13 protein-coding genes are annotated in these 16,718 nt (G+C 38.6%); 6 read left to right on the forward strand and 7 right to left on the reverse strand.

The genetic code is table 11. The features are described 5' to 3' along the window. Positions 1 to 140 precede the first annotated feature (140 nt). Together PESP_RS08200 and PESP_RS08205 are read left to right on the forward strand one after the other, a co-directional pair. Positions 141 to 2,036, forward strand: coding sequence for a DUF294 nucleotidyltransferase-like domain-containing protein (locus PESP_RS08200; protein WP_089347593.1), 1,896 nt, complete (start codon positions 141 to 143; stop codon positions 2,034 to 2,036). Positions 2,037 to 2,039: 3 nt separating this feature from the next. After that, the gene (locus tag PESP_RS08205) at positions 2,040 to 2,744 is read left to right on the forward strand and encodes a 3'-5' exonuclease (protein ID WP_089347594.1); all 705 of its coding nucleotides are present in this window, start codon (positions 2,040 to 2,042) and stop codon (positions 2,742 to 2,744) included. 71 nt (positions 2,745 to 2,815) lie between these two features. On the opposite strand, the gene PESP_RS08210 is transcribed toward PESP_RS08205, so the two are convergent. Continuing rightward, positions 2,816 to 4,396 (reverse strand): BCCT family transporter, encoded by a 1,581-nt coding sequence (locus PESP_RS08210; protein WP_089347595.1) that lies wholly within the window; start codon positions 4,394 to 4,396, stop codon positions 2,816 to 2,818. Positions 4,397 to 4,833: 437 nt separating this feature from the next. On the opposite strand from PESP_RS08210, the gene egtB reads away from it, so the two are divergent. Next, positions 4,834 to 6,111, forward strand: coding sequence for an ergothioneine biosynthesis protein EgtB (gene egtB, locus PESP_RS08215; protein WP_089347596.1), 1,278 nt, complete (start codon positions 4,834 to 4,836; stop codon positions 6,109 to 6,111). Further along, positions 6,108 to 7,082, forward strand: coding sequence for an L-histidine N(alpha)-methyltransferase (gene egtD, locus PESP_RS08220; protein WP_089347597.1), 975 nt, complete (start codon positions 6,108 to 6,110; stop codon positions 7,080 to 7,082). Before egtB ends, egtD begins: the two co-directional genes overlap by 4 nt. 6 nt (positions 7,083 to 7,088) lie before the next feature. Here egtD and PESP_RS08225 read toward each other — a convergent pair whose 3' ends face one another. The 4 genes from PESP_RS08225 to pxpB form a co-directional block, all read right to left on the reverse strand. Further along, positions 7,089 to 7,928: a PhzF family phenazine biosynthesis protein gene (locus PESP_RS08225; RefSeq protein ID WP_089347598.1), complete on the reverse strand. Its 840-nt coding sequence runs from the start codon at positions 7,926 to 7,928 to the stop codon at positions 7,089 to 7,091. Beyond that, complete coding sequence (gene asnB, locus PESP_RS08230) at positions 7,912 to 9,585, reverse strand: asparagine synthase B (RefSeq protein ID WP_089347599.1); 1,674 nt, start codon at positions 9,583 to 9,585, stop codon at positions 7,912 to 7,914. The genes PESP_RS08225 and asnB overlap by 17 nt, the downstream gene beginning before the upstream one ends. A gap of 536 nt (positions 9,586 to 10,121) precedes the next feature. Continuing rightward, positions 10,122 to 11,060, reverse strand: coding sequence for a 5-oxoprolinase subunit C family protein (locus PESP_RS08235; RefSeq protein ID WP_089347600.1), 939 nt, complete (start codon positions 11,058 to 11,060; stop codon positions 10,122 to 10,124). Position 11,061: 1 nt separating this feature from the next. Next, complete coding sequence (gene pxpB, locus PESP_RS08240; RefSeq protein ID WP_089347601.1) at positions 11,062 to 11,721, reverse strand: 5-oxoprolinase subunit PxpB; 660 nt, start codon at positions 11,719 to 11,721, stop codon at positions 11,062 to 11,064. A 206-nt stretch (positions 11,722 to 11,927) separates the two neighbouring features. On the opposite strand from pxpB, the gene msrA reads away from it, so the two are divergent. Next, positions 11,928 to 13,217, forward strand: coding sequence for a peptide-methionine (S)-S-oxide reductase MsrA (gene msrA, locus PESP_RS08245; RefSeq protein ID WP_089347602.1), 1,290 nt, complete (start codon positions 11,928 to 11,930; stop codon positions 13,215 to 13,217). A 172-nt stretch (positions 13,218 to 13,389) separates the two neighbouring features. Beyond that, a complete protein-coding gene (locus PESP_RS08250) occupies positions 13,390 to 14,145 on the forward strand; it encodes a type 2 periplasmic-binding domain-containing protein (protein WP_089347603.1) in 756 nt (251 codons plus the stop codon). Between the two features lie 696 nt (positions 14,146 to 14,841). Here the strand turns inward: PESP_RS08250 and PESP_RS08255 are convergent. Continuing rightward, positions 14,842 to 15,723, reverse strand: a complete 882-nt coding sequence (locus PESP_RS08255) for a LysR family transcriptional regulator (protein WP_058549139.1) — start codon at positions 15,721 to 15,723, stop codon at positions 14,842 to 14,844. Positions 15,724 to 16,059: 336 nt separating this feature from the next. Further along, entirely contained in the window at positions 16,060 to 16,716 is a 657-nt protein-coding gene (locus PESP_RS08260) for a CoA transferase subunit B (protein WP_089347604.1), read from the reverse strand. Positions 16,717 to 16,718 lie beyond the last annotated feature (2 nt).

The following is a 16,718-nucleotide window of genomic DNA, read 5'->3' on the forward strand; positions in this document are numbered from 1 at the left end:
GTGCATAATAAAAGCTAGCCACTACACTTTTAGTTTAAAAGTGTAGTGGGCTTGAGTTTAATCTTGCTTGGCTACCTTTGTTTGTTAAGATAGCCACTTAAGCATATACATGCCTTATTGTGTGGCCACAAGGAATTCCAATGCAAGCTGAACAAGTTGAAATAGCGCAGTTTTTAGCGCAGCACCCGCCATTTGATGATTTACCTACCAACGCCTTAAACGAGCTTGCCCAGCAGGTTGAGGTGGCTTATTACCGCTCTCAAACTGATATTCTTACATTAGGCCAAGATATTGCCGACTTATTTATTATTCGTAGCGGCTCGGTCGAAATTTATCGTCGTAATAGTGAGCTTTATAACCGCCTAGATGTAGGGGGTATTTTTGGCCAAATGGGTTTGTTGATGAACCGAAAAGTGCGTTTTCCTGCAAAAGCGCTCGAAGATACGTTGGTTTATTGTATAAATTTTGAATTATTTAATCGCTATTGCGATGAATTTGACGGCTTTGCCGATTACTTTGAAGCCGATGGTAACGTGCGATTACGCCAAGCCTTAGTAGAGCAAGCAGATAGTAACGATTTAACAACGGCAAAAGTTAAATCGCTTATTCACCGCGATGTTGTAACGGTAAACACACAAACAACCGTGCAAGATGTAGCTAAAATGATGACCGAAGAAGCGGTTTCGTCTGTGCTAGTAACCGATTTAGATAAGCCTATAAGCGATGACCCCGAAGAAGACGATGGGCAAATTGTAGGCATAATAACTGACCGAGATATACGTACCAAAGTGGTTGCTCAAGGGCTTGGGCTTGATGTAACTGCTAATCAAATTATGTCTACCAACTTAGTGCTGTTAGATTCAAACTCGTACGTATTTGAGGCTGTACTTGCCATGCTACGTGATAATTTGCATCATTTACCTGTGGTACAAAAACGCCGACCTATAGGGGTTATATCGCTCTCTGATATTTTACGCTATGAGTCACAAAGTAGCTTATTGTTAGTCCGTGGAATATTAGCGCAACAAACAATCGAAGATTTAGCACACTATGCGCGCCAATTACCCAATGTTTTTGTACGTATGGTAAACGAAGATGCAAATTCGCATATGGTCGGCACTGCAATGGCCGTAATAGGGCGCACATTTAAGCAACGTTTATTGGTCTTAGCTGAAGAAAAGTTTGGCCCGCCACCTGTACCGTATTGTTTTATAGCTCTTGGCTCAATGGCACGCGATGAGCAGCTAATTGTAACCGATCAAGATAACGCGCTTATTTTAGATGACAGTTACGATGACGATAAGCACAACGATTACTTTCAAAATATTTCTGATTTTGTTTGTGATGGCCTTGCGCAATGTGGATATACATATTGTACGGGCGAAATTATGGCGTCTTTCAAAAAGTGGCGTAAAACCCGCTCGCAGTGGTTTGATCAATTCTCTGATTGGATAGCGCAACCAAAACCACAAGCGTTACTTAACAGCTCCATTTTTTTTGATTTAGATGGCGTGTGGGGCAAAACAAAATGGGCCGACGAGCTTAAAGTGTTTATAGCAAAACAAAGTAAACAAAACCGTGTGTTTTTAGCCAATATGGCTGCTAATGCCAGAAATCGTACACCGCCCCTTGGCTTTTTTAAAGGTTTTGTATTGGAGCATAACGGCCAACATAAGCGCTCTATGAACCTTAAGCGCCGCGGTACAGCGCCTCTTTCAGATGTAATTAGAGTGCACGCATTGGCTATGGGCTCACGAAAGCAAAATTCGTTTGAGCGCCTTGAAGATATTATTGACGCTCGCTTGCTGCCTGAGGGTAAAGCACAAGATTTACGCGATTCTTTAGAATACATTGCAATGATGCGAATTCGTCATCAGGCTTGGCAAATAGAGCAGGGCGAAGAGCCTGATAACGATATTGACCCGCATTTATTGTCACCGTTTGAACAGCGTAATTTAAAAGAGGCTTTTGCTATTTTAGAAAAAGCACAAAGCTTTTTAAAATTTAGTTATTCAGCCAATGTAGGTGTTAAGTAAATCATGGAAAAGCAATCAACCTTTGATTGGCAGTCGCATTATAAAGCACTGGCGCATGATGCTAAAAATGAGCATTTAAAAGCGTTTTATACTCAGGCTTACGGCAACACGAATACCCCAATTAAGGCTGTTGAGTTTGTTGCGCTTGATTTTGAAACGACCGGTCTAAATAGTGAGGTTGACGATATAGTGAGTGTTGGGCTTGTACCGTTTTCTATGCAAAGGGTGTACTGTAAACATGCTAAACATTGGGTGGTTCAGCCTCGTAAAAGCTTAAGCGAAGAGTCAATTGTAATTCATGGTATTACTCATTCTGAGGTTGATGATGCCCCCGATTTAACCTCTAAATTAGCACCTTTACTTAATGCATTAAGCGGTAAAGTAGTGGTGGTACATTATGCGGCCATTGAACGTCACTTTTTAAATAATGCGTTACTTGCACGTATTAATGAAGGTATTCAATTTGCACTAGTAGATACCATGGAATTAGAGCAACGCGCATTAAGAGCTCGCCAAGGCTTAATAGGGCGTTTGTTTAATCAAAAGGTTGGTTCGCTTAGGTTGACTGATTGCCGCGCACGGTATTCATTGCCAGCTTATCATAACCATAATGCGCTAACCGATGCACTGGCAACGGCTGAGTTGCTCATAGCGCAAATGCAGTATCATTATCGTGAAGATACGCCGCTGTTTGAACTACTTAGTTAATAAATATAAAAAGCTTAAAAAAATGCCGCAATAAATGCGGCATTTTTATTTAAATGTATTACTACACTGTATTATTTACCTGCACGAGGCTCTGTACGTAAGCCTAAAAGCAAACTTACACACATTAATAATAGTACAGCTGTAAACGGAAGACCGGTTGATACCGCACCCGCTTGCAGCGCTTGTATTGCCTCTGTACCGCCAATCCATAAAAGTGCAGCAGCAATAGAGCCTTCAACTGTAGCCCAAAAGATACGTTGTGGTACTGGCGCATCCACTTTACCGCCTGCTGTGATTGAGTCGATAACTAATGAACCCGAATCAGAAGAGGTAATGAAAAACACTAATACTAAAACCACAGCAAGGAACGAAAGCACACTCGACATAGGTAATTCGTCTAGCATTTGGAACATCGCCATTGGTACATCAGTTAAGCCATTTACGCCTAAGCTACCAACACCTTGAACAACTTGATCTATCGCAATGCCGCCGTAAATAGACATCCATAAAATAGTCACAGCTGTTGGTATTAACAACACAGCAATTAAAAACTCTCTAATTGTACGACCACGCGATACACGTGCGATAAACATACCTACAAATGGTGACCACGAGATCCACCATGCCCAGTAAAATACAGTCCAACCGTGCATCCACGTTTCGTCTTCACGACCATGAGGGTTACTAAGTGGAATAATATTTTCAACATAGCCCATCACTGTATTTGGTACATTGCCAATTGCCACAGCAAAACCAACTAAGCCAACAAATAGGAGTAAGGCAAAAGCAATTAGCATGTTTACATTACTAAGTACTTTTACACCGCCGTCTATCCCGCGTACTACAGAGATAATTGCCAGTAGGGTTACACCTATAATTACCAGTAACTGTGCACCTACACCGCCTTCAGTACCAAATACATGGTTAATACCTGCAGAGGCTTGTTGTGCACCTAAACCTAGTGAAGTAGCAAGGCCAAATAAAGTCGCAAGAACGGCAAGAATATCAATAATATGACCAGGCCAGCCCCATGCTCTGTCGCCAAGCAGTGGGTAAAAAATTGAACGAATAGATAAAGGTAAACCTTTATTGTAAGTAAAAAATGCTAAAGATAGCGCCACGACCGCATAAATAGCCCAAGGGTGTAAACCCCAATGGAACATAGTGGCACCCATTGCTACTTTTGCAGCCTCTGGCGTATTGGCAGCTACATTTAGTGGAGTTTCATACCAACCCGTAAAGTAAGCTACGGGCTCTGCTACACCCCAAAACATTAAACCAATTCCCATACCTGCAGCAAATAACATTGCAAGCCACGACATACGTGAATGAGATGGTTTGGCATCGTCGCCACCTAAACGAATATTACCGTAAGGAGATACAATTAATGCAAGACAAAAAATAACAAAGAAGTTTGCTGCCCACATAAAAAACGCATCAAAATTATTTATTATATCTAGCTTAATACCATCAAGGGTTGCTTTAGCTGTTTGCGCATCTGAAACTAAAATAGCGACTAAAAAGATGACAATCAAACCGGCACTAATACCAAAAACGGGATTATGAATATCAAACCCCCATTTTTGTACGTTATCTTGACCTACGGTGTAGTCCGTATTATCAATACTATACTTGTCATGATTTTCGCTCATGAATACCTCTTATGTTGTCCTAACAAGCCAGAGTGTTCCGGCATAATACTAAGTTAATTAGCTCATAAAGTGCGTTGCAGTAATTACAACAAAACTTATTTGAGGACTAACTAAATTAGTCGCTGATCATACCCTTAATAGTGTATGAGTTAAATCTTAAATGTAAAACAATTTGCTTATAAATCCCTGATTCCTTAGCGCTAAAAGCTATTTATAAGTAAAAAGATAAGCTATTGTTAATTCAGTGAGTGTTAAAAATTAGTTTGTTATTAAACTAAAATAAAAGCTTGGTAACTAAACTTATTTAGTACTTAAGACATTAGTCTAGGTGGTGTAAAGGTTTAAGGTTAGGTTTAATCATTATGTAACATGCATAAAGGTAAAATCTGAGGTAGGCTTTATTTTAATCACAAAAAGTGAAAAGGACTAACATTATTATGCTAAACAAAAAAATGAATGAAGCGCACAATATTGAAATTATCCACGCTCAATTTCACTACGCTCGCCAATATAGTCTTTCACTTGTAAAACATCTCAGTGCTGAAGATTGCCAATTGCAGGCAATGGATGATGCAAGCCCCATGAAATGGCACTTAGCACATACCACATGGTTTTTTGAAACATTTTTACTGGCCAAGCACCTGCCTAATTACACCGTATTTGATGAAAGCTTTAAGGTATTATTTAATTCTTATTACAACGGTATTGGCGAGCAATTTAAGCGCGCTAACAGAGGGAGTTTATCAAGGCCGCGTTTAGATACTGTTTTAAATTACAGAAAATACGTTGATAGTGCTATTGATAAGCTTTTTGAAACAAAGACAAACGATACAATTAACAGCATTGTAGAGCTGGGCATAAATCATGAGCAACAGCACCAGGAGCTGATGTTAATGGACATTAAATATAACTTTTCGGTTAATCCAACATTTCCCGCTTATAGCGAGCAACAGCCTGATAATAAAGCTATTTCCACACCACTAAGCAATATTGAATTTACGGCATTTAAGCAAAGTATAATTACAATAGGGCGCGACCCTCACACTGGGTTTTCCTACGATAACGAACAACCTAAGCACCAAGCCCTTATACATTCATTTAGCTTTGCAAATCGCCTAGTAACGAATAAAGAGTATTTACAATTTATAGACGCGGGGGGCTATAAAAAGCCTGAGTATTGGTTAAGTGACGGCTGGGCACACGTTCAAACGCAGCAAATTTCTTCACCCTTATATTGGCACTTTATTGATGGGCAATGGTATGAGTTTACCTTGTATGGATTACAGCCATTAAATTTAGACGCGCCAGTAAGTCATGTGAGTTATTTTGAATCGGCTGCCTATGCTAATTTTGTTAACGCAAGATTACCAACCGAATATGAATGGGAATATGTAGCGCAGCAGCAAAATACAATAAAACATACTGATGAAGGTGATTTAACCCCCAAAGTAGCTAAGAGCAACGAATCAATAAGTCAGCTTAGTGACACATGCTGGCAATGGACTAACAGTGCTTATTTACCTTACCCTGGCTTTAAGCCCTTTAGCGGTGCAGCTGGCGAATACAATGGTAAATTTATGAATAATCAAATGGTGTTACGTGGTGGCAGTATATTTACACCTAACAATCATTTAAGAGAGACCTATCGCAACTTTTTTTACCCACACCAAGCGTGGATGTGTAGCGGCATAAGACTAGCAAAGGACATACTATGAGCCAAGTAACAGCAATTAATCAGCAATCTATAACCGACCTAGATTTCTTAAATGATGTTTTACACGGGCTTACCCAGCAGCAAAAATCTCTGCCGTGTAAGTATTTTTATGATGATAAAGGGGCAGCGTTATTTGAACAAATAACCTCCTTACAAGAGTATTACGTTACGCGTACCGAGCTAGGTATTTTAGAAGACTACTCAAAAGCCATTGCGAACATCCTGCCTGAAAACTTATCGATAATAGAGCCTGGCTGTGGGTCGGGTAAAAAGGTTGCGTATTTACTTGCTCATATGAGCAATGTAAAAACATTTGTCCCTTTTGAAATATCATCAGAAATGCTCAACTACTCTCTAGCTCACTTATCGCCGTTATTTCCTGAGTTATCTATTTCGCCACTACTGGGCGACTTTACTCATAGTCAAATGGTTAAGCAGCTAACAAAAGACACTTCACTCGATAGCCAAACAAACCTAGTGTATTTTCCGGGTTCTACACTTGGTAATTTTGCGCCAGTAAAAGCGATTGAAATTATGAATAACTTTCATCGCTTATGTGGTGTAAATGGTTATGTATTAATTGGCATAGATTTAGTAAAAGAGCGCCAAGTATTACTTGATGCCTATAACGATAAAGCGGGTATTACTGCAGCATTTAATAAAAACCTGCTACAAAGAATTAATAATGAGCTCAACGGTACTTTTGATTTAGATAACTTTAGTCACGAATCGCGCTTTAACGAACAGCATAGCCGCATAGAAATGCACTTAGTGAGTAAGTGCGACCAAAGTGCGGTGATAAATAACCAACGAGTAGATTTTATTAAAGGTGAAAGTATTCATACTGAAAATTCACATAAGTATACTCTTGAGTCGTTTAAACAACTTGCAGGGCAAGCTAACTTAAACTTAGCGCAAACATGGCAGGATGATAACAACTACTTTGCACTTTGCTTATTACGACCGCAATAAGCTTATTTAACTCACTTCAACATGAGCGTTGTTATATATAAACTGTAACAACGCGCCATTACTTGATTTTTGTATTAACTTAACTTTATTTAAACTAGCTAGTCTAAATAAAATTGGCGCGATAACCGATACCGCAGAGCCTGTGGCAGCATCTTCATTTACACCAAATTGCGGTGCAAAATACCTAAAATGCGCCACTGCTTTCTCGTTGTTAGAACTTGAAATGCTCAGTGCAATAATTGCATTGTTATGAGCTTTAGCTAAGCCGTTAAAATCAACTTGTAAGTTTTCTAAATCTTCTTTTGAATCAAATAGCAAAACTGTATAACTATTTTTATTTGCACTGCTGTATGTCGCTTTAATAGGAAGAGAAAATAAAGTAGTTAGCTCTTTTGTATAGTTTGTTTTATACAAGCTAAGTGTTTGTAATTTGAGATGTGCTTTTTGCCTTTTAATATTTATATTAAATAGCTCATCAGAGGACGACACAAATACTTTAGGACAGTAATTAAAATGCCTTATTAAGCATTTAGCGGCTGCTAAGGAGCCATGTCCACAACGTTTAATTTCGTTTTTTTGATTAAACCAACGAATTTTACATCTGGGTTTTGATATTTCATTAAGATTTAAAAATACGGTAGCGGGGTGCTTAGACTTCGATGCTATATGCTGCATCATTTTAGAGGTAAGCCCATTTTTGTAAATAACTATTAAGGCACTTGAGCCTAATAAGTTAAGTTTATGGCTATAAAAAACAGATTCGGTAAAGGTATGTTTAATAAAGCGCAGCATAAGCCAAAAAGGCCTATGCTGCGTTAAACAAGAGCGTTTAGCCTTTGCTTGCATATGCGTCGTTATGAACGCCCGCAGCACGCCCAGAAGGATCTGCATTGTTTTGAAATGATGCGTCCCAAGCAAGTGCTTCAGGGGTAGAGCACGCCACTGACTTACCATGTGGTACACACTTAGCCGATGCATCACCTGGGAAATGCTCTTCAAAAATTGTACGGTAGTAATACGCTTCTTTAGAGTCTGGTGTATTAATAGGGTATTTAAACTTAGCGTTAGCAAGCTCTTGATCGCTTACTTGCTCGTTTACAAACTCTTTTAATGTATCAATCCAGCTGTAGCCTACACCATCTGAAAACTGCTCTTTTTGACGCCATAACACTTCCTCTGGTAGGTAGCCGTCAAAGCCTGCACGTAAAATGTGCTTTTCAATTTTGCCATCTTTACACATTTTTGCTTCAGGGTTAATGCGCATTGCAACATCAACAAATTCTTTATCAAGGAACGGTACACGTGCTTCAACACCCCATGCCGCCATTGATTTATTAGCACGTAAACAATCAAACATATGCAGTTTAGACACTTTACGGTTCAACTCTTCATGAAACTCTTGTGCGTTTGGCGCTTTATGGAAGTATAAGTACCCACCAAATAGTTCATCTGCACCTTCGCCCGAAAGCACCATTTTAATACCCATTGCTTTAATTTGACGAGCCATTAAATACATAGGGGTTGATGCGCGAATAGTGGTTACATCGTACGTCTCAATGTGGTAAATAACTTCACGTAGTGCGTCAATACCTTCTTGAATAGTAAAAATGATAGGGTGGTGAACAGTACCGATCATATCAGCCACTTTTTGTGCAGCCGCTAAATCAGGTGAACCTTCAAGACCAACAGAGAATGAGTGAAGCTTAGGCCACCATGCATCGCTTTCATCATTATCTTCAATACGTTTAGCTGCAAATCGTTGTGTAATAGCCGAAATAACAGAAGAGTCTAAACCACCAGAAAGTAGCACACCATAAGGCACATCACACATTAGCTGGCGCTTAACTGCCGCTTCTAATGCTTCTTTAACGTCTTGAGCTTCTGCGCTGTTATCTTTAACTGCGTCGAAAGTTTCCCAGTCACGTTTGTAATAAGGCTTAAGCTCTCCATCTTTACTATAAAGGTAATGACCCGGAGGGAACTCTTCAATGTGCTTACAGATTGGTGAAAGTGCTTTAAGCTCAGAGGCAACATAAAAGTTACCGTGCTCATCGTGGCCAGTGTAAAGTGGAATAATACCAATGTGATCACGACCAATTAGGTAAGCATCGTTTTCTTCATCGTATAAACAAAATGCAAAAATACCATTTAGGTCATCTAAAAACTCAGGACCTTTTTGTTTGTATAACGCTAAAATAACTTCACAGTCTGACTGAGTCTGAAATTCGAAATCAACATTTAGCTCTGCTGCAAGTTCTTTGTGGTTATAAATTTCGCCATTAACCGCTAAAATATTTGTTTTTTCAGGGTTGTATAAAGGCTGTGCGCCGCTTGATACGCCAACAATGGCTAAGCGCTCATGCACTAAAATCGCTTTTTCAGATGAATAAACACCAGACCAATCAGGGCCACGGTGCCTAAGCAGCTTCGACATTTCAATTGCTTGGGTACGCAACTGAGCGGCGTTAGATTTAATATCTAATACACCAAAAATTGAACACATAGTAACTCCTCATTCCTATTATGTGTGCAGCAAAGCAACTTTGCGATGCTGCGAAACCTTGTTTTATCAGAAATAATTACTCAAGTCACACTGCTTTTACAATTAATTAAGAATAATTTATGCACCATGGTAAATACCGATGCACCAAAATGGTAAAATCAATTTTATATTGGTTGTTTTTACATCCGATAAATTGCTCAGCGAATAAACTAAAGGCGTTGTTAGCGGCTTTTAGGTCATTACACTCTGTATTTTTTGCGCACCAATATGGCGCATTGCAAGCTGGGATATTACTTAACCTGAACTCTGGTTAAGAGATATACCAACATATTTTATCATGATGATATTTAAGCTTATTTCTCTAGCCAGAGGTTTTCAGTGAAAACAAGGCGAATTTACGCGTCAATAGCTAGCCTATTGCAAGTAAATTCAACGCAGTTAGCGCTTAAAATAGCTGCTAGAGATAGATTTATTATTCAGAGTTCAGGTTACTTAGCAAGTATAAGTATATATAGCTCATTTAAGTTAAACGTTTATTACTGTTGGCTATGAGCTATTGCAAGGCTAAGTTGACTTAAATGGCCATTGAGTTTTTGTTTTGCTAATGCTGCCTGCTGTAAAGTAACAAACTTAAACTCTATTGAATCGCCAGGTCTAAATTGGGCAAACTGATGCAGGTCTGCGTCTATTACAGTGCCAAGTAGTGGATAGCCGCCAGTCGTTTGTGCATCATTTAATAATACAATTGGCTCGCCGTTTGGAGGGAGTTGAATCGACCCTGGGCTTACACCTAAGGAGTCAAGTGAGTGCGAATGAGTTAAATTATTTTCGTGCGCTAATCTTAGACCCATACGATTACTATTATGGCTTACTTTAAACGCGATTTTAGTAAACTGTTCAATAAGTGCATTGCCTAGCAATAATGAGTGGGGGCTTGGATGCACGCGAATCATTTTTAATTTTGGCGGCGTAATAGCACCACGCTTTACAAAGCTTTTAGTTGGTTTATCTAAACTGGCGATAGAAATTAAATCACCAGCTTCAAGTGCTTTTCCGGCTAAACCTCCAAAACCTGCGTTTAAATCAGTTGATTTAGAGCCCATAACTTCATCGACATTAATACCGCCTTTAATTGCAACATAAGCGCGTAACCCTGCTCGGCCTGTATCAAAGCTCAAAATTTGCTTAGCTTTAACCTCGTAGCTCCATCCGGGGTAAATAGGGGTATCATCCAAAGAGGCATTTAAATCAGCGCCTTGTAAAGCTATTACGGTGTCTGCTTCAAATTGAAGTTCGCAAAGTCCAAGAGTGACTTCAAGCACGGCCTCGTTATCGTTGTTATCAATAAGTCTGTTTGCGATAACTTGTGCATAAGGGTCTAAGCAACCGGTTTGGCTAATACCTAAGTGGCGAAACCCTATACGCCCCTTATCTTGTATTGTTAACTGTACGCCAGGTTTTAATACTTTTATCACGCTACTCTCCTTGCTCAGCATTTATATTAATGAACGTTAACGTGTCGCCGGGCTTAAATAAGCAGGGGTTAGGTTGAGTACTGTCAAATAGCTTAGTGTCGGTATGGCCTATAATTTGCCAACCACCTGGCGATTCTGCAGGATAAATGGCGGTTTGTTTAGCCCCTAATGCAATAGCGCCTTTAGGCACTTTAGTACGGGGAATGTCTCTGCGCGGAATATACAAACGTGAGTATAAGCCATAAAGGTATGCAAAACCGGGTTGAAAACCTAAAAATAAAACATGGTAAGTTGCTTGGCTGTGCAGTTCTATTACTTGCGCAGGTGTTAGATTATTTGTTTTAGCTACGTAGTTTAAATCTTCACCTTGGTAATTTGTTTTTATGTTGTGGTGAGTCCCTTTAAACGATGTCGCCTCAATATCTTCCCATAGTTGGGCTAGTGCGCTTTGCCACTTATCTAAATCAGCTGCAAACTTTAAGTATAACGTGAGTGAATTCATCCCTGGAACGATATCGGTAAATTCATTTGTATGTTGAAGGTGAGCTGCTAGCGCCCAAATTTTTTTTTGAATTTGTAAAACATCACCTTGGTTTGCTTGTCCTGCATCTAAAAGCAAACTGTTATTTGTGAGTACATATATTTGTGAAGTCGGTGTCATAAGTCATTTTTTTTATACAACATAAGGCAAACCTAACATAGTTTTATAATTTTATTCAGTGCGTTGCGATAAGAAAAACTAAACGTTGTTTATATATTAAACGTAATAAATTACAGATTAATATATTTAACTAAAGCGCTTTGTCCATGAAATTAAAACGCTGGTGGTTAGGTCTTAGTTAAAACACATCTGTTTTAGAGGTATTTATGACACATTCTCGCTTAATTTACTTATCTGGCGCTGCTATTTTATTTAGCGCAGGAAGCTTTGCATTATCTATGGAAAAAGTGGAGCACAGTAACGTAGAGGCAACCATGCACATAGAAACCATCGTGTTGGGTTCGGGTTGTTTTTGGGGGGCTGAAAAACGTTACGAAGCGTTAAATGGCGTTATTAATGCTGAATCGGGTTATGCCGATGGGCAAGGTTTTAAAGCAACGTATCAAAACGTCACTGATAAAGCTCGCCGGTTTGATGAAAATAACTACGCCGAAGTTGTACAAGTTATGTATAACAGTAATATTATTTCATCAGAAGATTTATTAAAAAATTACTTTGAGAGTCATGATCCCACGCAAAAAAACCGCCAAGGTAACGACGTAGGTACGCAGTACCGTTCAGTTATATTAACGACAACAGATACGCAAGCAGACATTGCTGAGCAAGTTAAATCTGAGTATCAACAATTATTAACAACAGCTAATTATGGGAAAATAGAAACAGTTATAAAACCACTTGAAGGGTTTGTATCTGCTGAGGAGTACCATCAAAACTACCTGCAAAAGAACCCTAATGGCTACTGTCCTGATCATTCTACCGGTGTGGTATTTAATAAAGCGCCAGTTGAAGGTGTTGATAATAGCTTTTTAACCCAAGGCAAGCATATTGTGGTGCTTGATTCGCGTGAATACTGCCCATATTGTGAAAAGTTTAAAAAGGCAGTGGCTAATGACTATAAAGGCACCATACCTATGTCGTTTCGCCATGCTGATCAGCTTGAGGGATTAAAAATTAAATCGGCAACATGGGCTACGCCAACTATTTTATTTTTAGAAAATGGTGAAGAAGTATACGCACGCCAAGGCTATGCATCTCCAGAGGAGTTTTATAAAGCACTCGGTGCATTTAAATTAGGCAATAGCGATGCGTATAAAGTGGCGTTTAATGCCAGAACAGACCGACCTTATTGCAAAGAATACAAAGAATTTAGAAACACGCCCGATGGCACATTTGTTGATAAACTAAGTGGTGAGCCATTATTTGATACGCGCGATAGGTTTAATTCTGGCACTGGCTGGCTTTCGTTCAAGCATCCGGTTAAAAATAGCGTTACTCAGCACGATGATAGCAGCTGGGGTATGACACGCATTGAGCTTAAATCTAAAAGCACAGGTATTCATTTAGGGCACTTATTTCCAGGTGAAGGGCCAAGAGGTACAGACCGTTACTGTATTAACGCAACGGTACTTGAGTTTATCCCACGTGATAAAAGCTAAAATTATTAGGGTCTGTTGATCTTTGCAAATTTAACCTTGAAAGATCAACAGATCCTAGCTAAGCCCGATTTAATCGGGCTTTATTTTTTGTATAACTAAACTTTAACAAACTGCGAATATGATATATAAATTAAAATAGACATTTAAAAATAGGCTGTAACAGATTATCAAATTGTTTAACTATCTAGCGCTCACTTATGGATTTTTAGCTGCAGATCTGGCGTTTGCAGAGCCTATTAAAAAATACGTAGTCGGTGTAGAAAATATAGAATATCTACCTTATTACGATGGTAGTGGTACTAATAAACTTGACTACTATGGTTACAGCCGCGAATTATTAGAAATGTTTGCTGATAAACAGGGTATAAAATTAGAGTTTTATTCACTACCTATTCCACGGTTGTATAAAGAGTTTATAGAACATCACCACGTAGACTTTAAATATCCTGATAATCCTAATTGGCAAGTGGGTTACAAACAGGCGCTTAACACAGCCATTAATTATTCTGAACCTTCTTTAGTTACTCATACCGGTATAGCCAGTTTAAAACAAAATATTGCACTTAAAGACTGTAAATCACTTGCTAAGGTGCGCGGTTTTACTTTGCAAGGCTTAAATGAACTCACTACCAAGCCAGCACTTAAAGTAGTTGAAACCGACAACGTAATCGAAATGATCTACTTACTATACAAAGAGCGAATAGACTGCATATACATATCTCATGATGTACTTGAATATAACTTAGGAGCGTTTTTTGACACCACAGTGCCGGTTTATTTTCAGCACCATTTACCAGTAGATGAGCAAGCCTTTTTATTATCTACAATAAATTATCCTAAGTTAGTTGAAAAATTTAATGCTTTTTTAAAAAACAATCAGCAAAAAATAAATGCACTTAAGCTGAAGCATAAGATAATCATTGAATAAATAGGGGGGATAATAAAAACGACCCATATAAAGTCACCACCTTACATGAACCGCTTTTCACACTGACAACATCTTACACACACAATATAAGATTAGGTTTGCTACAAAGTAGCTAATTTGATTACTGCGTGGAGCTGGTGGAATAAAAAACAGTTCAAACTAAGTCACCACCTAACTTGAACTGCTTTTTCACACTGACAACATCTTACACACACAATATAAGATTCGGTTTGCTACAACGTAGCTAATTTTATTACTGCGTGGAGTTGATTGAATAAAAACAGTTCAAATTAAGTCACCACCTAACTTGAACTGCTTTTTCACACTGACAACATCTTACACACACAATATAAGATTCTTTTATTACCTAGTTAGAGCTATCACCTCTAAAAAGGTTGCATTTATTTGGTGCAAAACAAAAAATTACTTTAAATAACTAAAGATATTTCATTGCTTGTTTGCGATGGATTAACTTTAAAATAAACCTACAAACTCGACAAACGATAAAAATAAAACTAATAAGTGAAAAAAATTAAGTTATAGACTTTAGTCTAGGGTGTGTTTTTAAGTGATTGTTTATTAATAAGTAAAACTAAAGGATCGCAAAGGGGGATAATAGGGCGGCGATTAAGTAACTATTTTAAAATAATTAAAAAGTAGTATTGCGTGCTTTAGGTGCTCGTCGCCCAATATAAGTTAACTTTGAATTTTTCGAAAAGTAGATACAACCCATTTTGCAAATAAATCTAGTGCCGGATTGGGTGTGTTAGTTTCATGCTGAACTAAGTAATATTTATCTTTAGTGGTAAGGGGCCGCTCAAAAAGTTTATATAGCCATTGTTCATCAATCCAACTTTGACTAATTGGTAATGGAATAAGTGAAATGCCTATACCTTGCTGTGCTGCCCGTGCTACACCAAACATACTGTCTATCTGAATAATTTGTGTAGGCGAAAAGTCATCAATTCCCGCTTTTTCAGCCCACTGATGCCATGCCCACGGGCGCGCTTTATGTAGTATAAGCGGTACTTGATTAAGCGCTTGGCAATGATCGTCTTTCCATTGCTTTAAAAGCTTTTCATTACATGCAGGTATGTACTCAAGATTAAACAGCTCTGTAGCTAAGCCTTCAGTGGGTTTACTCGATGACAAAACAATCGATAAATCACTATGACGCGTTAACTCTTTACGGGTTTTTAGCGTATCCATTTGCAAGTTTATATTAGGATGCTCTGAGGTCCACTCACTAAGCTTTGGCATAAGCAATTCGCTGGCAAAAAATTCAGGCAACGTAATTGTTAAATTAGTATTTTGTTGCATCTGACTAAACTCATTAATAGTGCCCTCCAGGGTACTAATAATGGGAGATATAGCATCAAAAAAGTTTTTACCTGCTGTAGTTAAACTAATAGAGCGTGTTTTACGTTGGAATAGCTCTATTCCAAGTTGTTCCTCAAGTTGTTTTATTTGATGGCTTACCGCAGACGGCGTTAAGTACAGCTCATTGGCTGCATGCTTAAAACTTAAACTTCTTGCTGCAAAGCAAAAAGAGCGGAGGCCACGTATAGGAGTTTGCATGTTTTCCAGTATTATTTAATTTATTAAGACGCCTATCTAAGGCAAAAATCGAACCAACTATTTAATGTAATAATATCAATTAGTTAAAAATAAAATTGACGGTAGTTCACAAAAAAGGTGCAGGCTATCTACAAATTAGTGCAATTAATCTAAGCGCTTACATTTTATTTATAACGCTATTATAGATATAAATTTACTACAGATGTATGAATAAGACAGTAATAGGCAAAAAAAATCCCTCTTGCGAGGGATTTTGGGTAACTCAGCGCCATTGGCACTGGGAATGAGGTCGGTACATGGTAAAGCTATTTAAATTTATGTGATCAGTCACATAATTTAAAAAACCATTTCTGGTACTTCACCGTCAACAAGTAATTTACCTGCTGTTTTACTAATTATTTCATCAACTGATACGCCAGGAGCACGCTCTAATAAATGAAATGCGCCGTCTTTAACTTCTAACACGGCTAAATCTGTTACTATTTTTTTAACGCAATTAACGCCTGTAAGCGGTAAAGAGCAGTTTTCTAGCAATTTAGAATCCCCATGCTTACTTGCATGGGTCATAGTAACAACAATATTTTTCGCGCCAGCGACTAAGTCCATCGCGCCACCCATGCCTTTAATCAGCTTTTTTGGGATCATCCACGACGCAATGTTGCCGTTCTGGTCAACTTCAAATGCACCCAGAACGGTTAAGTCTACATGACCACCCCGTATCATGGCAAAACTATCTGCACTATTAAATATGGCTGCGCCTGTTGCAGCTGTCACGGTTTCTTTACCCGCGTTGATCATATCGGCGTCTAATTCTGCTTTTGTAGGGTAGGGACCCATACCTAACAGGCCATTTTCGGACTGTAACATAACTTCAATACCTTCAGGTACATAGTTTGCGACGAGTGTCGGAATTCCTATGCCTAAATTAACGTAGTAGCCGTCTTGTAGTTCTTGTGCAACGCGCATTGCAACTTGTTCACGTGATAATGCCATAA

This window comes from Pseudoalteromonas espejiana DSM 9414 (genome assembly GCF_002221525.1).
Taxonomy (GTDB): domain Bacteria; phylum Pseudomonadota; class Gammaproteobacteria; order Enterobacterales; family Alteromonadaceae; genus Pseudoalteromonas; species Pseudoalteromonas espejiana.

Excerpts from the sequence above, each read along its gene's own strand:
- PESP_RS08200 (WP_089347593.1), top strand. The coding sequence starts at position 141 with ATGCAAGCTGAACAAGTTGAAATAGCGCAGTTTTTAGCGCAGCACCCG.
- PESP_RS08205 (WP_089347594.1), top strand. The coding sequence starts at position 2,040 with ATGGAAAAGCAATCAACCTTTGATTGGCAGTCGCATTATAAAGCACTG.
- PESP_RS08210 (WP_089347595.1), bottom strand. The coding sequence starts at position 4,396 with ATGAGCGAAAATCATGACAAGTATAGTATTGATAATACGGACTACACC.
- egtB (WP_089347596.1), top strand. The coding sequence starts at position 4,834 with ATGCTAAACAAAAAAATGAATGAAGCGCACAATATTGAAATTATCCAC.
- egtD (WP_089347597.1), top strand. The coding sequence starts at position 6,108 with ATGAGCCAAGTAACAGCAATTAATCAGCAATCTATAACCGACCTAGAT.
- PESP_RS08225 (WP_089347598.1), bottom strand. The coding sequence starts at position 7,928 with ATGCAAGCAAAGGCTAAACGCTCTTGTTTAACGCAGCATAGGCCTTTT.
- asnB (WP_089347599.1), bottom strand. The coding sequence starts at position 9,585 with ATGTGTTCAATTTTTGGTGTATTAGATATTAAATCTAACGCCGCTCAG.
- pxpB (WP_089347601.1), bottom strand. The coding sequence starts at position 11,721 with ATGACACCGACTTCACAAATATATGTACTCACAAATAACAGTTTGCTT.
- msrA (WP_089347602.1), top strand. The coding sequence starts at position 11,928 with ATGACACATTCTCGCTTAATTTACTTATCTGGCGCTGCTATTTTATTT.
- PESP_RS08255 (WP_058549139.1), bottom strand. The coding sequence starts at position 15,723 with ATGCAAACTCCTATACGTGGCCTCCGCTCTTTTTGCTTTGCAGCAAGA.
- PESP_RS08260 (WP_089347604.1), bottom strand. The coding sequence starts at position 16,716 with ATGGCATTATCACGTGAACAAGTTGCAATGCGCGTTGCACAAGAACTA.